Source organism: Streptomyces sp. SID10853, assembly GCF_010548145.1.
In the GTDB taxonomy this organism is placed as follows: domain Bacteria; phylum Actinomycetota; class Actinomycetes; order Streptomycetales; family Streptomycetaceae; genus Streptomyces.
Map to the genome: position 1 here is coordinate 1 of NZ_JAAGLN010000049.1, position 17622 is coordinate 17622.

The 17622-nt window shown below is 71.0% G+C and carries 15 protein-coding genes and 1 pseudogene; 7 read left to right on the plus strand and 9 right to left on the minus strand.

All coding sequences use genetic code 11. The annotated features are described in order from the left end of the window. The 4 genes and pseudogenes from G3I19_RS12635 to G3I19_RS12650 all read right to left on the minus strand — a co-directional run. Nucleotides 1–261: pseudogene (locus tag G3I19_RS12635) on the minus strand (ABC transporter permease); the annotation flags it as partial. Then, nucleotides 258–1220 (minus strand): ABC transporter permease, encoded by a 963-nt coding sequence (locus tag G3I19_RS12640; RefSeq protein ID WP_343235080.1) that lies wholly within the window; start codon nucleotides 1218–1220, stop codon nucleotides 258–260. The pseudogene G3I19_RS12635 and the gene G3I19_RS12640, both read right to left, overlap by 4 nt. Next, nucleotides 1208–2743 (minus strand): ABC transporter substrate-binding protein, encoded by a 1536-nt coding sequence (locus tag G3I19_RS12645; protein ID WP_343235081.1) that lies wholly within the window; start codon nucleotides 2741–2743, stop codon nucleotides 1208–1210. Before G3I19_RS12645 ends, G3I19_RS12640 begins: the two co-directional genes overlap by 13 nt. 135 nt (nucleotides 2744–2878) lie before the next feature. Further along, entirely contained in the window at nucleotides 2879–3376 is a 498-nt protein-coding gene (locus G3I19_RS12650; RefSeq protein ID WP_164263250.1) for a potassium channel family protein, read from the minus strand. A gap of 311 nt (nucleotides 3377–3687) precedes the next feature. Here G3I19_RS12650 and G3I19_RS12655 point away from each other — a divergent pair, with 311 nt between their 5' ends. Continuing rightward, nucleotides 3688–5196: an arabinofuranosidase catalytic domain-containing protein gene (locus tag G3I19_RS12655; RefSeq protein WP_164263252.1), complete on the plus strand. Its 1509-nt coding sequence runs from the start codon at nucleotides 3688–3690 to the stop codon at nucleotides 5194–5196. 101 nt (nucleotides 5197–5297) lie between these two features. Here G3I19_RS12655 and G3I19_RS12660 read toward each other — a convergent pair whose 3' ends face one another. The 5 genes from G3I19_RS12660 to G3I19_RS12680 all read right to left on the minus strand — a co-directional run bounded on the left by G3I19_RS12660 (nucleotide 5298) and on the right by G3I19_RS12680 (nucleotide 12196). After that, entirely contained in the window at nucleotides 5298–6695 is a 1398-nt protein-coding gene (locus G3I19_RS12660; RefSeq protein ID WP_239074230.1) for a glycoside hydrolase family 43 protein, read from the minus strand. A 267-nt stretch (nucleotides 6696–6962) separates the two neighbouring features. After that, on the minus strand, nucleotides 6963–7613 hold the full coding sequence (locus G3I19_RS12665; protein WP_164263256.1) for an HAD family hydrolase: 651 nt from the start codon (nucleotides 7611–7613) through the stop codon (nucleotides 6963–6965). A gap of 37 nt (nucleotides 7614–7650) precedes the next feature. Continuing rightward, nucleotides 7651–9090 carry an amidase gene (locus G3I19_RS12670; RefSeq protein WP_164263258.1) on the minus strand — a complete coding sequence of 480 codons (1440 nt, stop codon included), beginning with the start codon at nucleotides 9088–9090 and terminating at the stop codon, nucleotides 7651–7653. Between the two features lie 42 nt (nucleotides 9091–9132). Next, entirely contained in the window at nucleotides 9133–10863 is a 1731-nt protein-coding gene (locus tag G3I19_RS12675; RefSeq protein ID WP_164263308.1) for an MFS transporter, read from the minus strand. Nucleotides 10864–11095: 232 nt separating this feature from the next. Further along, a complete protein-coding gene (locus G3I19_RS12680; protein WP_239074224.1) occupies nucleotides 11096–12196 on the minus strand; it encodes a hypothetical protein in 1101 nt (366 codons plus the stop codon). A gap of 120 nt (nucleotides 12197–12316) precedes the next feature. Here G3I19_RS12680 and G3I19_RS12685 point away from each other — a divergent pair, with 120 nt between their 5' ends. The 6 genes from G3I19_RS12685 to G3I19_RS12710 all read left to right on the plus strand — a co-directional run bounded on the left by G3I19_RS12685 (nucleotide 12317) and on the right by G3I19_RS12710 (nucleotide 17616). Further along, nucleotides 12317–12904, plus strand: coding sequence for a TetR/AcrR family transcriptional regulator (locus G3I19_RS12685; protein WP_164263261.1), 588 nt, complete (start codon nucleotides 12317–12319; stop codon nucleotides 12902–12904). 94 nt (nucleotides 12905–12998) lie between these two features. Further along, nucleotides 12999–14156: an ABC transporter substrate-binding protein gene (locus G3I19_RS12690; protein ID WP_164263263.1), complete on the plus strand. Its 1158-nt coding sequence runs from the start codon at nucleotides 12999–13001 to the stop codon at nucleotides 14154–14156. 250 nt (nucleotides 14157–14406) lie between these two features. Beyond that, nucleotides 14407–15384, plus strand: a complete 978-nt coding sequence (locus G3I19_RS12695) for an iron ABC transporter permease (RefSeq protein ID WP_343235082.1) — start codon at nucleotides 14407–14409, stop codon at nucleotides 15382–15384. Continuing rightward, complete coding sequence (locus tag G3I19_RS12700) at nucleotides 15381–16199, plus strand: ABC transporter ATP-binding protein (RefSeq protein ID WP_164263268.1); 819 nt, start codon at nucleotides 15381–15383, stop codon at nucleotides 16197–16199. Before G3I19_RS12695 ends, G3I19_RS12700 begins: the two co-directional genes overlap by 4 nt. Further along, nucleotides 16196–16888, plus strand: a complete 693-nt coding sequence (locus G3I19_RS12705) for a hypothetical protein (protein ID WP_164263269.1) — start codon at nucleotides 16196–16198, stop codon at nucleotides 16886–16888. Before G3I19_RS12700 ends, G3I19_RS12705 begins: the two co-directional genes overlap by 4 nt. Continuing rightward, the gene (locus G3I19_RS12710) at nucleotides 16885–17616 is read left to right on the plus strand and encodes a hypothetical protein (protein ID WP_239074226.1); all 732 of its coding nucleotides are present in this window, start codon (nucleotides 16885–16887) and stop codon (nucleotides 17614–17616) included. The genes G3I19_RS12705 and G3I19_RS12710 overlap by 4 nt, the downstream gene beginning before the upstream one ends. The last annotated feature ends 6 nt before the right edge of the window (nucleotides 17617–17622 follow it).

The following is a 17622-nucleotide window of genomic DNA, read 5'->3' on the forward strand; positions in this document are numbered from 1 at the left end:
GAGCCCGACCGCGCAGCAGGCCACACCGAGTGCGCTGCGCCCGCCGCGCAGGAGCAGCCCGAGGACGTCCCGCCCCATGCCGTCGGTACCCAGCAGGTGACCGGCCCCGGCCGCGTACGGCGCTCCTCCAGCGGCCGGGGCGACCACCGGAGCCAGCACGGGCCCCACCACCGCGACCAGCACGGGGATCGCGAGGAGCAGGCCCGCACCCGCGGTGAGCAGGGAGCGGCGGCCACGTGCGGGGCGCAGTGCGCGGGTCACCTGAGCACCTCCGTACGCGGGGCCAGCCGGTAGGACACCAGGTCGGCCGCGATGTTGAGCGCCATGGCCACGGCGGCCAGCAGCAGCGTGAGCGCCTGGACGGTCGGCACGTCCCGGCTCTGCACCGCGTCGATCAGCGCGGTCGCCGTACCGGGAATCGCGAAGACGGCTTCCACGATCAGGACGCCGCCCAGCAACTGGTCGCCGGTCCTGGCCAGTTCCTGGACACCGGGCACGGCGGCGTTGGGAAGCACGTGCCGCAGGACGAGCCCGGTACGCGGCACGCCCAGCCGCCGCGCCTGGACGGTGTAGTCGGCGCGCAGCGCCGCTATGGTGCCCGCGCGGATCTGCCGGGACAGCAGACAGACGGTCCGCGCGAGGAGCACGGCCACGGGCAGCACGAGCAGCGCCGGCCTGGTCAGCAGATCCCCCGCGCCGACGTCCACCCAGGTGGAGGGGAGCAGGCCGAGCCGGAGGGAGAAGACGGCCACCAGGGAGAGCGCCAGCACGAAGTCCGGTACGGAGTTGAGCGCCACCATGACGGCGGAGAGCGCCTGGTCCGTCCGGCTGCCCTCCCTGAGCCCCATCAGCAGGCCGAGCAGCATGGCGAGCGGTACGAGGATCGCGGCCGTCACCAAGGCCAGTACGGCGGTGGCGCCGAGGGAGCCGGTGATGATGTCGCTCACCGGACCGCGGCTGACCAGCGAGGTGCCCAGATCCCCGGAGAGCAGCGAACCCGCCCAGTCGGCGAAGCGCTCAAAGGGCGGCCGGTCGAGCCCCAACTGGCTTCTCAGCTGGGCCACTTGCGCCATCCCGGCCTGTTCGTTGAACTCGACCTCCGCCGCGTCGCCGGGGAGCAGCGAGGTCAGCAGGAAGACGAGTACGGCCAGCAGCCCCAGCTGGACGACGGCGAGCGAGACCCGTCGCAGGGTGTAGCGCAGCACGGTCAGGCCAGCCACACTCTGTCGAACCGCGCCCAGTCGACCGTGTTGGGGGGCATGCCCTTGACCCCGTGCAGCCGGTTCGCCACGGCGTTCAGCCAGTCGGAGTGCCCCCAGAGCAGCAGGCCGCCCTTGTCCCGCACCGTGCGCAGCGCGACTCCGTACCGCGCGGTGCGCTTCTTCTCGTCGGTGGTGGCCTGGGCCTGCGCGAAGTCCTGGTCGAAGTCCTTGTGGTGCCAGGCCGTGGCGTTCTGCGGTGAGCCGTCGAGCAGCCGCTCGCTGATGTACGTGGGGATGGGCATCGCTCCGCAGCGGTGGCTGCCGACCATGCCGGTGCCGAGCAGGTCGGTGAAGTAGCTCTCGGGAGGTCCGGTGGTGACCTCGATCCGCAGACCGGCGTCGGCGGCCTGGCCGGCCAGGAGGTGCGCCGCGTCGACGAACCCGTCAGCGGCCGTCGATGTGTACAGCGTGACGCGCTTGTTCAGCGCACCGGAGCGGCGCAGCAGCCGACGGGCCTCGGCGACGTCCCGCTCGCGCTGCGGTACACCGGCGGGGTAGTACTCGTACCCCTTGCCGTACATGTCGTTGCCGATGTCGCCCTGCCCGCCGAGTACGACGTCGACCAGGCGCTTCCGGTCGGCGACGAGTTTCAGCGCCATCGCCGCGTCGGGGTCGCCGAAGGGCGGCCGGTCGGTCTTGAGCGCGAAGCCGACGGCGCCGCTGCGTGGGGCGGAGACGATCCGTACGCGGGCGTTCCCCCGGATCAGCCGGGCGAAGGTGGGCGTCATCTCGTGCGCGTACTCCACCTCACCCGCCTGTACGGCGTTGGCCCGCGCTTCGGTGGCGGCGGAGAGGATGTGCAGTTCGTCGATGTAGGGGGCGCCTGCCCAGTGGTCGTCGAACCGGCGGGCGGTGAAGGAACGGCCCGCGGTGAAGGAGCCGAAGCGGAAGGGGCCGGTGCCCACCGGGCGGGAGGGGTCGCGGTATCCGTTCCGTACGACGGCGGTGCCGGTCATCGCCAGCAGCGACGGCAGTTCCGCGTTCGGCCGTTTCAGGGTGATCTCCACCGTGCGCTTGCCGACCGCCCGCGACCGCTTCAGGTCGATGACGGAGAGCGAGCCCTTCGCCAGATGGTCGGCGGCGCCGGGGTCGAGAATGCGGGAGAGGCTGAAGAGTACGTCGTCGGGGTCCAGCGGGTGACCGTCGTGGAAGGTGGCCGCCCGCAGCGTGAACCGCCATACGGTGCCGTCGGCGTTCGGCTGCCAGCTGCGCGCCAGCCGGGGTACGGGACGCAGGGTCGCGTCGAGGTCCACGAGTTTGTCGAAGACCGCCTTGTGTCTGGCTATGTCCACGAACTGGCGCTGCGCGTGCGGGTCCAGTGTCTCCTTGGCCCCGGCGCCGGGAAACACGGCCCGCAGGGTGCCGCCCCGGCGCGGCGGGGCCGCGTCCGAACTCCCGCCCGGCCCGCAGGAGCTGAGCAGGACCGCTCCGGCGGCGCCGGTCAGTCCGAGAAACCCACGGCGGGTGCTGTCGACGGGCACGCTGTGACTCACCTCTTCATAAGACCCCTCCTGCCCTATTGCCTAATAAGTGCAGGTGCAAGCTGTGTGCAAGTAGGTGACCATGTCGGCTGCGGACCTGTCAACGCGCTGCCGCGCGGGCGGGGCGGGCCGGCCTCAGCGCGGTGCTGCGGGGCCGCCACCCTCCCGCAGCAGGCGCTCCAGCCGGTCGAACCGCTCGTGCAGGGCTCTGACTTCCTCCGATGCGTCCTCCCGGCCCACATGCTCGGCGCGCTTGAGCGTGCCGCCCAGTTCACGCAGGCCGCGGGCGGCTCCGCCGACGAACCAGGTCGCGAGGGCCGCCGTCACGATCCCGAAGAGGGCGATCCCGACCAGCATCACCACACAGGCGATGACACGGCCCCACGCCGTCACCGGATACATGTCGCCGTACCCGACGGTGGTCGCGGTCTCGATGGACCACCACACCCCCAGCGGGAAGGACGTGATGGTCGCGTGCGGCGCCGACGCCTCCGCGCGTACCACCAGCCACGCCCCGCCCAGCAGCACCAGCGTGGTGACCGCGGCGGCCCACAGCGACGCCCGCACATGGAGCCGGCGCTGATGCGCGCTCAGCAGCCACCGCAGCAGGGTGGAGACGAAAACCGGCGGCATGGACGCACCTCGCTCGGGACGGCGGACATTTCGCCATGAACGTACTCGCGGTCGCCCCCGGCTCCGGTGACAGTCCGCGGTGCGCGCGTCGCGCCGCGGCCATCACCTCCACTCCCACGCACACGCTCACGTCCCACGAAAGTCAACAGATTCTGACCAGTTCCAAGGTTGGAAGGAAAACCAAAGCAACAAATATTGACGTCGACGACCCGTGCGCGTAGCTTCCCGGCGAAGGTGTCGAGCGGCGTGGACTCCCGTGCCGCATCGGCAGGTTGAGCTCCACTCCCCCACCACTCCACTGGGAGCACACCATGCGCGAAGACAGATCCGTCGCCGCGAGAACCGTCCCCCGCTTCACCGGGCGGCCACAACCGCTCCGTCTGCGCAGACTGCTGCTGTCGGCCGTGGCGGCCCTGGGCCTCGTCATCGGCGCCCTGGTCGGGCTTCCGGCGGCGTCGCAGGCGGCCGGCTCGCTGCCCTGCGACATCTACAGCGCGGCCGGCACCCCCTGCGTCGCGGCGCACAGCACGACACGCGCCCTGCTGTCCTCGTACAACGGCCCCCTGTACCAGGTCACCCGGGCATCGGACGGCGCCAGGACCGACATCGGCCTGCTCTCCCAGGGCGGATACGCCGACGCCGCAGCGCAGGACACGTTCTGCGCGGACACCACCTGTGCCATCACGAAGGTCTACGACCAGACCTCGCGCCACAACGACCTCTATCCAGGGCCGGCGGGCACCGCGGGCGCGGCCGACCGCGGTGCGGACGCGGCCGAGCTCTCGGTCACGGCGGGCGGCCACAAGGTGTACGGCATCTGGATCTCGCCCGGAGTCGGCTACCGCTCCGACGGTGCGGCGTCGGGCACCGCGGTCAACGGCCAGGCCGAGGGCGCCTACATGGTGGCCAGCGGCACGCACGTCGGCTCCGACTGCTGCTTCGACTACGGCAACGCGGAGAGCACCCCGGCCGACACCGGAAACGGCCACATGGACGCCGTATCCATCGCCACCACGTGCTACTTCGCACCGTGCACCGGCTCGGGCCCCTGGGTCGAGGCCGACATGGAGAACGGCATGTTCCAGGGCGACAACGGCTCCAACACGGCCAACACCGGCAACAGCAGCACCTATGTCACCGCCATGCTGAAGAACAACGGACAGACCACCTACGCGTTGAAGGGAGGCGATGCGCAGACCGGCGGCCTCAGAACCCAGTGGGACGGCGCACTGCCGACGCGGAACGGATACCGGCCCATGCAGCAGGAGGGCGGCATCATCCTCGGCACCGGAGGGGACAACAGCAACCGGAACATGGGCACGTTCTTCGAGGGTGTGATGGTCTCCGGCTACCCGACCGACGCGGCCGAGGACGCGGTCCAGGCGAACGTGGTCGCGGCCGGCTACTCGGGTCAGACCAATGTGCCCAACGGCCCGCAGGGCACGATCACCGGTCCCGGCGGCCAGTGCGTGGATGTCGCGGCGGACGACACCGGGGTGAACGGAGCGGCGGTGCAGCTCTGGAACTGCCAGTCCTACGCCGAGGACCAGTACTGGACCCACCACTCCAACGGATCCCTCAGCACCATCGGCCGCTGCCTGGACATCGAAGGCAACGGCACGGCCAACGGCACCCTGGTCGAACTGTGGGACTGCAACGGGGTCGGCGGCCAGGTCTGGCAGCAGCGCTCCGACGGTTCGCTGTTCAACCCCCAGTCGGGCCGCTGCCTCGACTCCCCCGACGGCGCGACCGCCAACGGCACCCATCTGCGGATCTGGGACTGCAACGGCGCGGCCGCCCAGAAGTTCACCCTGAACTGAGGCCCGGCGCGAAGCGAGGGGCACGGGAAGGTGAGGGGTACGGGAACCGGAGGTTCCCGTACCCCTCACCTGATGGCACGTCAAACTCTTTCCTGCAGAGGTCAGTCGACGTAGACCTCAGCCCGGTCCACACTCACGTACGACGCCTGGGACTGGCCGTCGTGCTCGCCCGTCACCCGGACCTGGAGCGTGTGCTTTCCGTAGGGCAGGCGCGGGCTGAGGAACTGGAGCGTCTCCCCGGTGCGGATCGCGCCGTAGTAGTCCAGCCGCTGTTCGGCGCCGCCGTCGATACTGAGCCCCGCGTAGCCGTTCCCGGTGTCACGGACGGACAGCAGGGCGATCCGGGTGCCGGTGAAGGTGTACGTGGCGGTGTTCCCGGCCGCGTCGCTCCAGTGGTCGTCGTTCCAGAAGCACTGGGCGGCGCAGCCCGTGCCCGAGTTCCAGTCACCGGTGTAGGTGACGGTCCCGTCCCCGCTGGAGCGGCCGTCGTCGTTGATCCAGTAGGCGCCGGGCCCCGGGTCACCCGACGGGAGATCCTGGGTGGCGCCCATCGCGAGCGGCCGGCCGAGGTCGGGGCTCCCGTCGGCGTTCCAGGCGATGCGCTGCGCGCGTGTGGTGCGGTCGCTGTAGGTGTTGGCCGATGTGGTCTTGGCGTGGTACGCCATCCAGTCCTCGGTGCCGTCGGGCGAGCGGAAGAAGGTGTGGTGGCCGGGGCCGAAGACGCCGTGGTCGTCGGCGCGGGAGAAGACCGGCCCCTGGTGCTGCGTCCAGTTGCCCGGTACCAGCGGGTCGGCGTCGGACGGCAGGGACATCATCCAGATCTGGTAGTCCGGTTTCCCGGTGTCGCAGGTGGAGTAGGTCATCCAGGTGCGCCCGTTGCGGTAGAGGAACTCCGGCCCCTCGCGGACCTCGGGGCAGCCGCCCGCCCCGTCGATGGCGACCGCGTCGCCCGAGACGGTGTACGGATTCGACAGCGGTGCGAGGTTCAGGCCGTTGTGCTGGTACTGGTTGATGCCGCTGTAGGCCAGGTAGAGGCGGCCGTTGTGCTGGAGGATCCCGGGGTCGATGGCGAAGTCGGCCGCGTGGTTGGGCGGCGCCAGCTCCGCCTTGAAGTGGTAGGAGCCCGCCGGGTCGTCGGCGTCGGACTCCGCGACGTAGATCCGGTGGTGGTCGTCGACGCCGTCGTCAGCGGTGTAGTAGAGGTACCAGCGGTCACCGAAGCGGTAGAACTCGGGGGCGAAGATGCCCTGGTTCCGGGAGCTGTCGCTGTCGGTCCAGACGGTGATGGGATCGGCGGTGAGCAGCGTACTGAGGGAGGGCGAGCGCCACATGCGGATGCTGTTGCCCTGCGTGGTGGTCAGGTAGTAGTTCCCGTTCCAGTACGTCATGAACGGGTCGGGGCCGGTGTTGAGCGGGTTCCGGAACGTCCCGGCGGCGCTCACCTGCGGGGCCGCGGCGGCGGCTCTGGCGGGCGGCAGGGCGTACGTTCCGGCGAGCATCAGCCCGAGCGCGGTCAGCACGCCGAGCAGACGCAGGATGCGCAGGGGACTTACGGTTCCGTGGGGCTGCGTGCGCATGAGGGACTCCTTCTATGCGGACCGCTTCGCGCGCCGGATCACCGGTTTGCATCGTTGTAATACCGATGCTGGGTCACCGTAGAGTGGAGCTGATACGGCGTCAAGGAGGCGTGGGCGCACCGGCCGAAGACTTCGCGGGCCGGGGGGCGTGGACACCGCCGGGGGCACGGCCGGGGGCACGGCCCGGGCTCAGGCCCCGGCGAGGAGATCCGGCAGCCGGCGCATGTCGTCGAAGACCACCGTGTCCGGTCCGTGCAGCCACTCCGCGGGGGTGAGCCCGCCGCAGTAGCCGAAGACGCGCATGCCGGCGGCGCGGGCGGCGCGCACGCCGTAGCGGCTGTCCTCGACCACGGCGCAGACGTCGGGGGCGAACCCCATCCGCCGCGCCGCGTGCAGGAAGAGATCGGGCGCGGGCTTGCCGTTGGCCACGTCCGCCGCACTGTGGATACGGCCTTCGAAGCGTGCGTAGAGCCCGGTGAGACCGAGGGTGTGGCGGAGGCTGCTGTGGCCACTGCTGGAAGCCACACAGGTGGGCAGCCGGATCCGGTCCAGGGCCTCCACCACACCGTCGACAGCGGTGAGTTCGGCCTCCATCGCCTCGCGGTACAGCTGGAGCTGCCCGGCCTCCCAGCCCTCCGGAAGCCTGCGGCCGATGTGCTGCTCGACATCGGTGATCATGTCGGCATGTGAGCGGCCCATGAAGCGTTCGACGATCTGGGCCTCGCTGAGCTCCCAGCCGAGCGCCGCCAGGCTCGACGCATCCACCCGTACCGCGATGCGCTCGCTGTCCACGAGAACGCCGTCACAGTCGAATATCACGAGTTCGATCGGCTTGGTCACACCTGCATGCTACGGGGGCGACCGAGCAGGCCGCGCCTCACGCCGGTGCCTGCAGACGCGTGTACCGGTCCCGCCAGGGGCAGGCTTCCTCCAGCTGGGCGCTGAGCGCGATGAGCGTGGCCTCGTCCGCGGGACGGCCCACCAGGCTGACGCCCACGGGGATCCCCTCATCCGCGGTCCAGTACAGCGGAATGCTGACCGCGGGCTGGCCCGTCATGTTGTACGGGCTGGTGAAGGCGCTGAACGCGGCCTGGCGGTAGAGGTTTTCGAGCGGATCACCGGACTCGTCGAAGAACTCGACGGGCTGCGGCAGCGTCGCCAGGGTCGGCGTGAGGACGACGTCGTACTGGCTGGTCGCCCCGACGGCACGGCGGGTGGCCCGGTGCATTCCGTTGACCGCGGCGGCGAACTGCTCGCCGGATACGCCCCTTCCGTACTCCCGCCACGCCCGCGTCACCGGCCTGAGCAGCGCCTCCCGCTCGGCGTCCAGGGGGTGCCCGAGCGACTGCACACCCCAGGCGTTCACGAAGTGGCCGGTGAGCTCGGGGCCGAATGGCGTCGGGATGTCCTCCACGATGTGCCCGAGGCTCTCCAGCAGCCGTGCGGCGTGCTCCCAGGCGGCCAGGCACTCCGGGTCCACGGGGACACCCTCGGTGGCGGGTGTCGCGTACCGGCCGATGCGCAGCCGCCCGGGGGCGCGTCCGGCGTGGCCGAGGAACGTCTCGCCCGGCGGCAGCGGCGGCGCCCAGTGCGGGTCCCCCGGCTCGGGCCCGGCCAGCACATCGAGCAGGGCCGCCGCGTCACGCACCGAGCGGGCCAGCGGCCCCTGCACGGAGAGCCCCGTGACCTCCGCCCCCGCCGGGCCCGAACTCACCCGCCCCCGCGAGGGCTTGATCCCGAACAGCCCGCACACACTCGCCGGGATCCGGATGGAGCCACCGCCGTCACTGGCATGGGCGACGGGGACGAGCCCGAGCGCCACGGCGACCGCCGCACCGCCACTGGAGCCCCCGGCGGACAGGGCCGGGTTCCAGGGGTTACGGGCAGGGCCCACCAGGTCGTTGTCCGTGTAGCAGCAGCAGCCGAACTCGGGGGTGTTGGTCTTGCCGAGGCTGATCGTCCCGGCACGGCGCAGCCTGGTGACGCTGTGCGCGTCGGCCGACGGCACATGTGCCGCGAATGCCTTCGATCCGTACGTGGTCGGGACGCCGGCGGTGTCCACCAGGTCCTTCACCGCGGTCGGGACACCACTGAGGGCCGACGGCGCTTCCTCGCCGGGGCGCCGGTCCTGCCGAGCGGCCGCGGCGGACAGCGCCGCATCGGGCGTCCGCGTGATGAAGGCGCCGAACCGTGAGTCGTACTCCTCGGCACGTGCCAGATGGTGCCGTACGAGGTCCACCGGAGAGACCTCGCCCTTGCGGACGGCGGCGGCCTGCTCCAGTGCGGTCAGCGCGTGCAGTGCGGTGGGGACGGTCATACGCTCCTGCTTTCCCGGGACTTCGAGGGCTGCTCTGGGTGACTAACTGATCCGAGGGTTCCGCGAGCCCTCGGGACTCTGCGAACTCTGAGGGCTCTGCCGCAGTGCGGCGACCTGACGGGCCACCGCCTCCTCATGATCCTGGAGATCCCGCCGGGCGTCACGGGGCCGCCACCGTCCGGTCATCACGAAGACGAACGGCAGGAACAGCACCTGACCGGCCAGACACACCCACCACCAGGTCTGCCATTTACCGGCGTTGTCGGCGCCGGCCCGTGCCACTTCGGGGCCGTGCTCGCGGAGGACCTTCAGCTGCGGCGCCGCCTTCCGCACGGTGTTCAGCCGGTCGGCCCCGACCTCCCGCTGCGCGCGGGCCGACAGCGAAGGGGGCACCTTGCCTGGTGCGTACGCGTCCAGTTCGGCGAACAGTTTCGGGTGGGCACGGGTGATGGCCAGCGCGGGAGCCGCCTGGACCGAGGCGTGCTGGACCTCCGCGCCGTGCTCGATCAGCGGTGTCACCGTGTTCACCACGAGGGGGACACAGGCGGCGGACAGCGCCACCGTGATCCGTACGATCCAGCCCCAGACCGCGAGCCCGGTCGCGGTGGCTGCCGGGTTGTGCCGCTCGACGGTCTCGGTGAAGCTCGCCATCCACGGGGAGTAGGCGATGCCGCTGGTCACACCGATGCCCGCGAGGACGAGGGCAAAGGTGTAGTAGCCGGTGTGCGGTTGGGTGGCGTGCAGGGTGAACACCAGGGTGAAGCCGATCGATCCGAGACCGCCCAGCAGCATGAACGGCTTCCGCACCCGCAGCCGGTCGGAGAGCAGTCCCGCCACCACGAGGGCGATCGCGTTGGCCCCCCAGTACCAGTCGAGCAGGGCGTTGGCGCGCTGCGCCGAGTAGCCGAAGGCCGTGGCGAAGTAGACGACGAAGTTGCCGACGGCCGCGTAGTACAGGAGGAGATACAGGCTGATGGCCACGGCGGAGCCGATGACGTCGAGGCGCATCATCTGACGCCACTGGCCGTGCAGCGCAACGTCGGCGGCGATGCCCTTGGCGCGGGCCTCGATCAGCGCCCGGTCGCGCACGCTCACCATGATCTGGTCGCGCAGCGCCGGGGCGAGTTCCCGCAGGCCGAACAGGGCGATCACGAACAGGACGAGGCCGCTGACGCCGGCGAACCTGATCTCGTCCTGCCAGGTCGTGTCCGCCCCGTACGTACGGGAGGTGACCGCGGTGACCACCAGGCTGCCGACGATCGGGCCCATGGTCCAGTAGCCCATCGCCGATGCCCGGCCCAGCTGCGGTGAGAAGTCACGGATGAGGGCCGGGGTGGCCACGAGGATCATGCCCTCGACGAAGGCCACGGCGCAGTAGCTGAGCAGATAGCTCGCCTTCCCCGGCGCGTTGGGCAGGACGAACGTGGTGAGCAGGCCGACGGCCAGGAGGCCGTAGACCACGATGTTGGCCCGGCCCCAGCGGTCCGCGAGCCCTGCGACGAGGGAGGCGAACGCGCCGACCGCGTTGGCCGCCACCGATATGTAGACGAAGTACAGGAACGTCATGTGGAGCTGGGCGATGATGGCGGTCGACACCGCGTACTGGACGTACAGCTGGTAATAGAGAACAACCGTGACGAGCACGACGATCCCCAAGTACCAGTACCGGGCGCCGCGTTCGGGATAGCGCTCCAGCCGTGGCCGGGTCAGACCTCTGGGGCGCGTGCTGGCGGGCCGCGCAGTGTCCGGCTGCTGCGTCGGCGGTGGCGACATCGACACCGTGCCTCCTCGTGCTGGTCAGCCGCACGCCACAGTGGGTGCGTGCCCCGCGCAGGCTAGTACCGACCAGTCGGTATGGAGAAGGGGTCGGAGGCAAGTTTCGTGGCACGGGCAGTACGGGGACCGCGGACCGCATGGACAGTACGGGGAGCGCGGGCGGCCACCACGGCACGGGCAGCACTGCCGGCGCCGCGGGGGCACGTCCGGCACGGCCAACACGACGCCCTCAGTCGAGGACGAACTCGCCCCCGGCGGCGGTGGCGAGGCCGGGACCGAAGGCGGCCGCCGGAGTGAAGGCGCCGGGCCTGGCCTCACCGCGGGCCAGCCGGACAGCAGTCTCGGTGGCGACGTCGGCGGTGAAGTCCATCCCGTCGTCCGCGCGCAGCCAGCCCTCACGGCGGGTGCCGTCGGGCCAGGTGATGACCGCGTGCCCCCAGGAGTGCTGTCGGGGCCGGGGGGCCGCTTTGACGGGGATCCGGGCCACCCGCCGGACCGCGAGACGCCGCAGGGCCGGGACCGACAACAGCGCGCCGAGTACGGGCAGTGCGGCTCGCACGACGGGCGAGGCCGGGGCCAGGGCGGAGGTGACGGTGACGGACGGCGCTCCGCTCGCCCGCTGGGCGGCGAGGAGTTCACCCGACGGGACACCCGCGGACTTCACCGTCTGCCCGTCAGGAAGGGTGAGCCGCTGCGGGTTCGCGCCGAGCCGCGCTCCGACCTGCCGGCCGTCCCTGTACTGGCGCCCGCCGGTGGTCAGCACATCGACGGTGCTCGCGGCGAAGGCGCCCACGACGCCGGCTTCGGTGGCCACGGAGGCCAGGGCGTCGACGCGCACCCGGGAGGGGGTGGGCCGGCCTTCGCACAGCTTCGCGACGAGAGCCTCCGTCGCCAGGACGCCGAACCCCGCGCCGGTCACGAGCGTGCTGCCGGCGGCCGTCGCGTCGGATTCCACGGCGAGCAGCCGGGGAAGGGCGGACAGGTCGGCCGCCATGTCCACATAGTGCCCGCCCGGCATACAGGCGCGGGCGATCAGCGTGGCCGTTCCGGCGTAGTCGCCAAGGGTGTTGACGACGACGAGCGGCCGGTCCCGCATGATCTCAGCGGCGATATGTTGCGCCGTGCCGGCGACGACGATCTTCCCGTCGTCGCCCTGGCCGAGATCCGCTCCGGCCCGGCGCAGGCGTTCGCGGTCCCGCCCGACCAGCACGGGCGTGATTCCCCGCGCGGTGAGGCGCTTGGCGACCGCACGGCCGATCCGGCCGGTGGCACCCAGGACCCACACCTCATGCGTCCGCGCGTTCTGCGTCATCGGTACGTCCTGTGTCATCAGGACTCCTCTCCGCCGCGACCGGCCATCCCCGCACCCGGCCTCTATTGATGTCTCACTGTGTCATCACCCAGGCTAGCACCGATGACACAGTGAGACATCGCTTGCTATCGTCGGACCATGGCCAGATGGGACCCCGGAACAGAAGAGCGCCTCACCGAGGCCGCGCTGGAGCTCTACAGGGAGCACGGGTACGACAGCGTGACCGTGACACGGATCGCCGAACGCGCCGGGATCACCCGCCGCTCGTACTTCCGCTACTTCCCCGACAAGCGGGAAGTCCTGTTCGCGGGCTCCGAACGGCTGCCCGCAGTGGCGGCCGACGCGGTGCTGGCCGCCGACCGGTCCGCACCCCCGCTCACCGCGGCACTCGGCGGCATCGCCCGGGCCGGCGCGCAGCTCACGGCGTACGTCGACGTCGGTCACGCCACCGAACGCCGTGCGGTGATCGACAGCAGCGCGGAGCTCCAGGAGCGCGAGCGCACCAAACTCGCCGCGGTCGCCACTGCCGTTTCCGACGCGCTCGGGCAGCGTGGCGTGGATCCCGGCCGGGCGGATCTCGTGGCCCGGATCGCCACGGTCGCTTTCCGGAACGCGTTCGCCCAATGGATCGACGCACAGGGGAAGTCGGACTTCGCGTCCTGCTTCGACACCGTCGTCGCCACACTCCGGGAAACGGTGACCGCGGACATCGAGAGCAGGGACTGACCTCCTGGCCGGCCTCCGCGACGCGACCCGGCCGGCCGGAGTCACAGAAAGGTGGGTTAGGTTAGCCTCACCTAAGTGACACAGGAGGTCCTCTGTGACCACATCTGCACCCTCGTCCACCCCGCCGACCCGGCGGACCGTTCTGCGCGGCCTCGGCGCCGGCGCCGCCGCTGTCGGCGGCGCGGGCCTGCTGGGAGCGTGCTCGTCGCGTGACGTCCGGACGTCCGCGGCCGCCGCCTCCCCCGCATCGGCGTTCACCCTCACCGACCAGCGCGGCAAGAAGGTCTCCTTCGACGGCCCGGTCGAACGCATCGCCACCGCGATCATTCCTTCGCCCTCGATGCTCGCCGCGGTCGACGGCTCGTACAGCCACATCGTCGGCATCAACGAATCCACCCTGACGGCCAACCGTGAGGGCATCTTCGGCACGGTCTTCCCGGAGTCGAAGAAGACGACCACCATCGCCGGGGCGGACTTCGTCCCCAATGTCGAGACCGTCATGGGCCTCGAACCGGATGTGGTGCTCCAGTGGGCCGACATGGGCGACGAGATCATCAAACCGCTGGAGTCCGCCGGTCTGAAGGTCATCGGCCTCACCTACGGGACCCAGAAGATGATGGAGACCTGGGTCGGCTTCTTCGGCAGACTGCTCGGCAAGGAGGAGCGCGCCTCCAGCCTCCTGGCCTGGATGCACGCGGAGGACACGGCGGTACGCAAACTCGTCGAGCCCCACCTGACGGACGGACGGCAGAAGGTCCTGTACCTCAAGGCGTCCGCCGACGGCTTCACCACCGCCACCGGCAGCGACTACGTGACGCACTGGACCGAGCTGGCGGGCGGTCGCAATGTGGCCGCGGGCGTCTCTGCCGACGCGCCTCAGGTCTCCACCGAGCAGATCATCGCCTGGGACCCGGAGGTCGTCCTCCTGTCCGCCTTCGACGAGAAGGCGCCCTCGGACCTGTACGCCGACAAGTCCCTCGCCTCCGTCCGTGCCGTACGTGACCGGCGCGTCTACAAAGTGCCGCTGGGCGGCTACCGCTGGGACCCGCCGTGCTGCGAGTCCCCGCTGATGTGGCGCTGGGCGGCCCAGATCCTGCATCCGGAGATCGCCGGGCGCAACGGCCTGCGCCAGAAGATCAAGAGCACCTTCGACCTGCTGTACGGGTACGACATCTCCGCCGCCCAGACGGACCAGGTGCTGCGTCTCGGCCTGAACACAAAGAGCGCGAACTATGCCGGCTTCCACTCCTGACACCGGCCCGGCGGAACCCACCGGCCCTCTCCGGCCTCCCCCGGACCACCACTCCACAGCTCTCGCTTCTCCCCGGGCCGGGACGGATCCGGCTTCGCCCGCCCCCACCCATCCGGCTTCCCCCGCCGATCCGGTCGCCCACACCGATCCGGCTCCGCCCGCCGGTCCGGCCGCCTCTGCCAGTCCGGCCGCCCCTTCCGAACCGGCCGCACGGAAGCGGCATCGCGTCCCCCGGCTGCCCCTCCTCGCCGTGGCCACCGTGGTCATCGCCCTCGCCGCCCTGGCACTCGGCCGGTTCGTCGTACCGCCCAATGAGATGCTGCGGCTGCTCCTGGGCCAGGTGCTCCCCCTCCGGCCGACCTGGACGCCGAACGAGGCGACCGTCGTCCTCGACGTACGGCTCCCCCGCGTCCTGCTGTCGCTGCTGGTCGGCGGCGGGCTCGCCCTGGGCGGCGCGGCCCTGCAGGGGGTCTTCCGTAACCCGCTGGTCAGTCCGGACGTCATCGGCGTCTCCTCCGGCTCCTCGTTCGGCGGTGTGCTGGCCCTTCTGCTCGGTGCCGGCTCCGTCAGCGTGGTGGGGGCCGCGTTCGCCTGCGGCCTGGTCGCGCTGGGCGCCGTCCTCCTCATCGGGCGGCTGAACAGCGGCAACCCCATCCTCATGATCGTGCTCGGCGGTACGGTGACCGGCGCCTTCTTCACCGCCCTGGTCTCGTTCGTGAAGTACGTCGCCGACCCCGAGTCGCAGCTGCCGTCGATCGTCTTCTGGCTGCTGGGCTCACTGGCCACCGCCACCTACGCCAAGGTCATCACCGCCGCGGTCCCCGTCCTCCTGGGCAGCGCCGTCGTCCTCGCGCTGCGCTGGCGTCTCAACGTTCTCTCGCTGGGCGACGACGACGCGGCGGCGCTGGGCGTGCCCCCACGCACCACCCGGCTCCTGCTGCTCATGGCCGTCGCACTGATGACCGCGGGTTCGGTGGCCGTCGCCGGGCTCGTCGGCTGGGTGGGCCTCGTGGTGCCGCACCTCGCGCGGCTGTGGACCGGCAGCGACCACCGGGCGCAGTTGCCGGCCGCCTTCCTGATCGGCGGGGCCTATCTCACCCTCATCGACACCCTTTCGCGAACGATCACCGCCGCCGAGATGCCCCTCGGCATCCTGACCGCCGTGATCGGCGCGCCGTTCTTCATCGGCCTGCTCGCCAGGTCCCGGAACCGGATGTGGTCCCAGTGATCGAAGCGCGCGGTCTCGGACACCGCTACACGAAGGACACCTGGGTCTTCCGTGACGTCGACGTCACCGCCCACGAGGGCCGTGTCCTGGCTGTGCTGGGCCCCAACGGGCGTGGCAAGTCCACCCTGTTGCGCGCTCTCGCCGGGCTGCTCGACCCCACCGAGGGCACCGTCACGGCGAGCGCGCCGGTGGCCTACGTGCCGCAGTCGCACAGTGCCGCGTTCGCGTATCCGGTGGCCGACATGGTCCTGATGGGCCGCTCCCGTCAGCTGAAGGCGTACGCGGTCCCCGGCCGCCGTGACCGTGAACAGGCCGCCCGCGCCATGGAGCAGGTCGGAATCGTCCACATGGCCGACCGCTCGTACGCCGAACTCTCGGGCGGTGAACAGCAGATGGTGCTGATAGCCCGGGCCCTGGCCGCCCAGTGCCGCGTGATGGTGCTGGACGAGCCGGTCTCCGCGCTCGATCTCCGCAACCAGGCACGGGTACTGACGATCCTTCAGGACCTGGCGGCCGGCGGTATGGGAATCGCCCTGACCACCCACCACCCGGATCACGCACTGCATCTGGCGGACGACGCGGTTCTCGTCCTGGGGCCGGACGACGTACGGACCGGTCCTGCCGCACAGCTCCTCGACGCGCGGGCGCTCAGCGAGTTGTACGGCCTGCCCGTCACCACCGCACGGGTGGACGGCCCGCGCGGACCACGCACGGTCGTGGTCCCCGACCTGGGGCCAGGCAGAGACCCGTCCGCCGCCGCACCCCGTATCCAGCAGGCGGGGGCGTCACCCGCCGCGAAGGAGACAGCCGCATGACATCCACAGCCGCCGTCCGGCACCGGGGCGGAGCCCCCGCGGTCCCGGCCCCGGACACATCCGTCCGGTACGTGACCATGGGCACGTACCCGGATGTGGAGATCGCACCCGGCCGGTCCGTCCGTACCATCGACCTCTACGACCTCGACGCCGCTCCGCTGACCGAGGTCAAGGGCCTGATGCTCTCGCTCGGTTGCGACCAGATCTTCCTCGAACGGCGTCGCGCCCTCCTGGAGGACTTCGTGCGCGCCGGTGGCCGCATCGTCGTCAATGGACACGTGAGCCGGCCCTTCCTGCCCGGTCTCGCACCGTGGCGGGCCATCGACCACCACGGGGCCGACGACCTGCGGATCGTCCCGGTCACCCCCCACCCGGTGTGGGAGGGCGTCGACTACGACGAACTGCTGTTCCGGACGGGCGTTCCGGGCACCCCACGCGGGGCCGAACTGGCACGGCTCGGGGTCGCGGGCTTCTACGGCCGCGGCTACCACGCCCGGGTACCCGCGAACGGAACGGTCGTCAACGCGATCGGCCCCTACCGGCTGCCCCTGGATGTCGTACTCCCCCTGGGCGACGGGGCTGTCCTGGCCCACGCCGGGAACGACCTGCACGGATTCTGCGACCCCGACCGCTCCACCCGGAACCTGGGGCCGAATCTCATCGACTGGCTGAAGGGTTCCCTGACATGAGCGCCCCACCACGCACCGGCTTCCTGCACGGCGGCGCGTTCCATCAGCTGGCGGCGCTCGCCGACCCGGCCGTCCGGGCCTGGCGCCCCCGGGAGATCTATCTGCCGGAGGCCGGGGACGCGGACTTCGCGGGCCTGGACACCCTGATCGTCTCCGACCGTCTGCACCCCGGCCTGCTGGCACGGGCGGCACCCGCCCTGCTGCGGGTGGCACACGAGGGCGGGACCGTGGTGGTACTGGGTGAGAACGAGATCACCGGCTGGCTGCCCGGAGTACGGGGGCTCCTGGCGGCCGAGACCAACTTCTGGTGGTGGCGCACCGGTGCCGACAACGGCGTGCGCCTGAACCACCCGGACCACCCCGCCTGGGGCCACCTCACGGAACGGGCCGTGCGCTGGCACTACCACGGTCTGCTGGAGCCTCCGGAAGGGGCGACCCCACTGGTCCACACCGTCATGGAGCACCACGGCGAACCGGAGCACCGACAGGTCCTTCTCTACGAGGACCTGGTCTCCACCGCCGGCCGGCTGATCGTCACCACCATGGACCCGGTCTACCACCACGGCTCCCGCTTCATGCCGGGGGCGACACAACTCCTGTACGGCCTCCTGCGATGGACCGGCACGAGGATGCCGGTCCATGGTCCGACAGAGCCCCTGCGGAACGCTGTTGGACCTGGACCGACGACGCGCGGTGGTGACATGCGGCCAGCGACGAGCGGTCGGTGAGGTGCA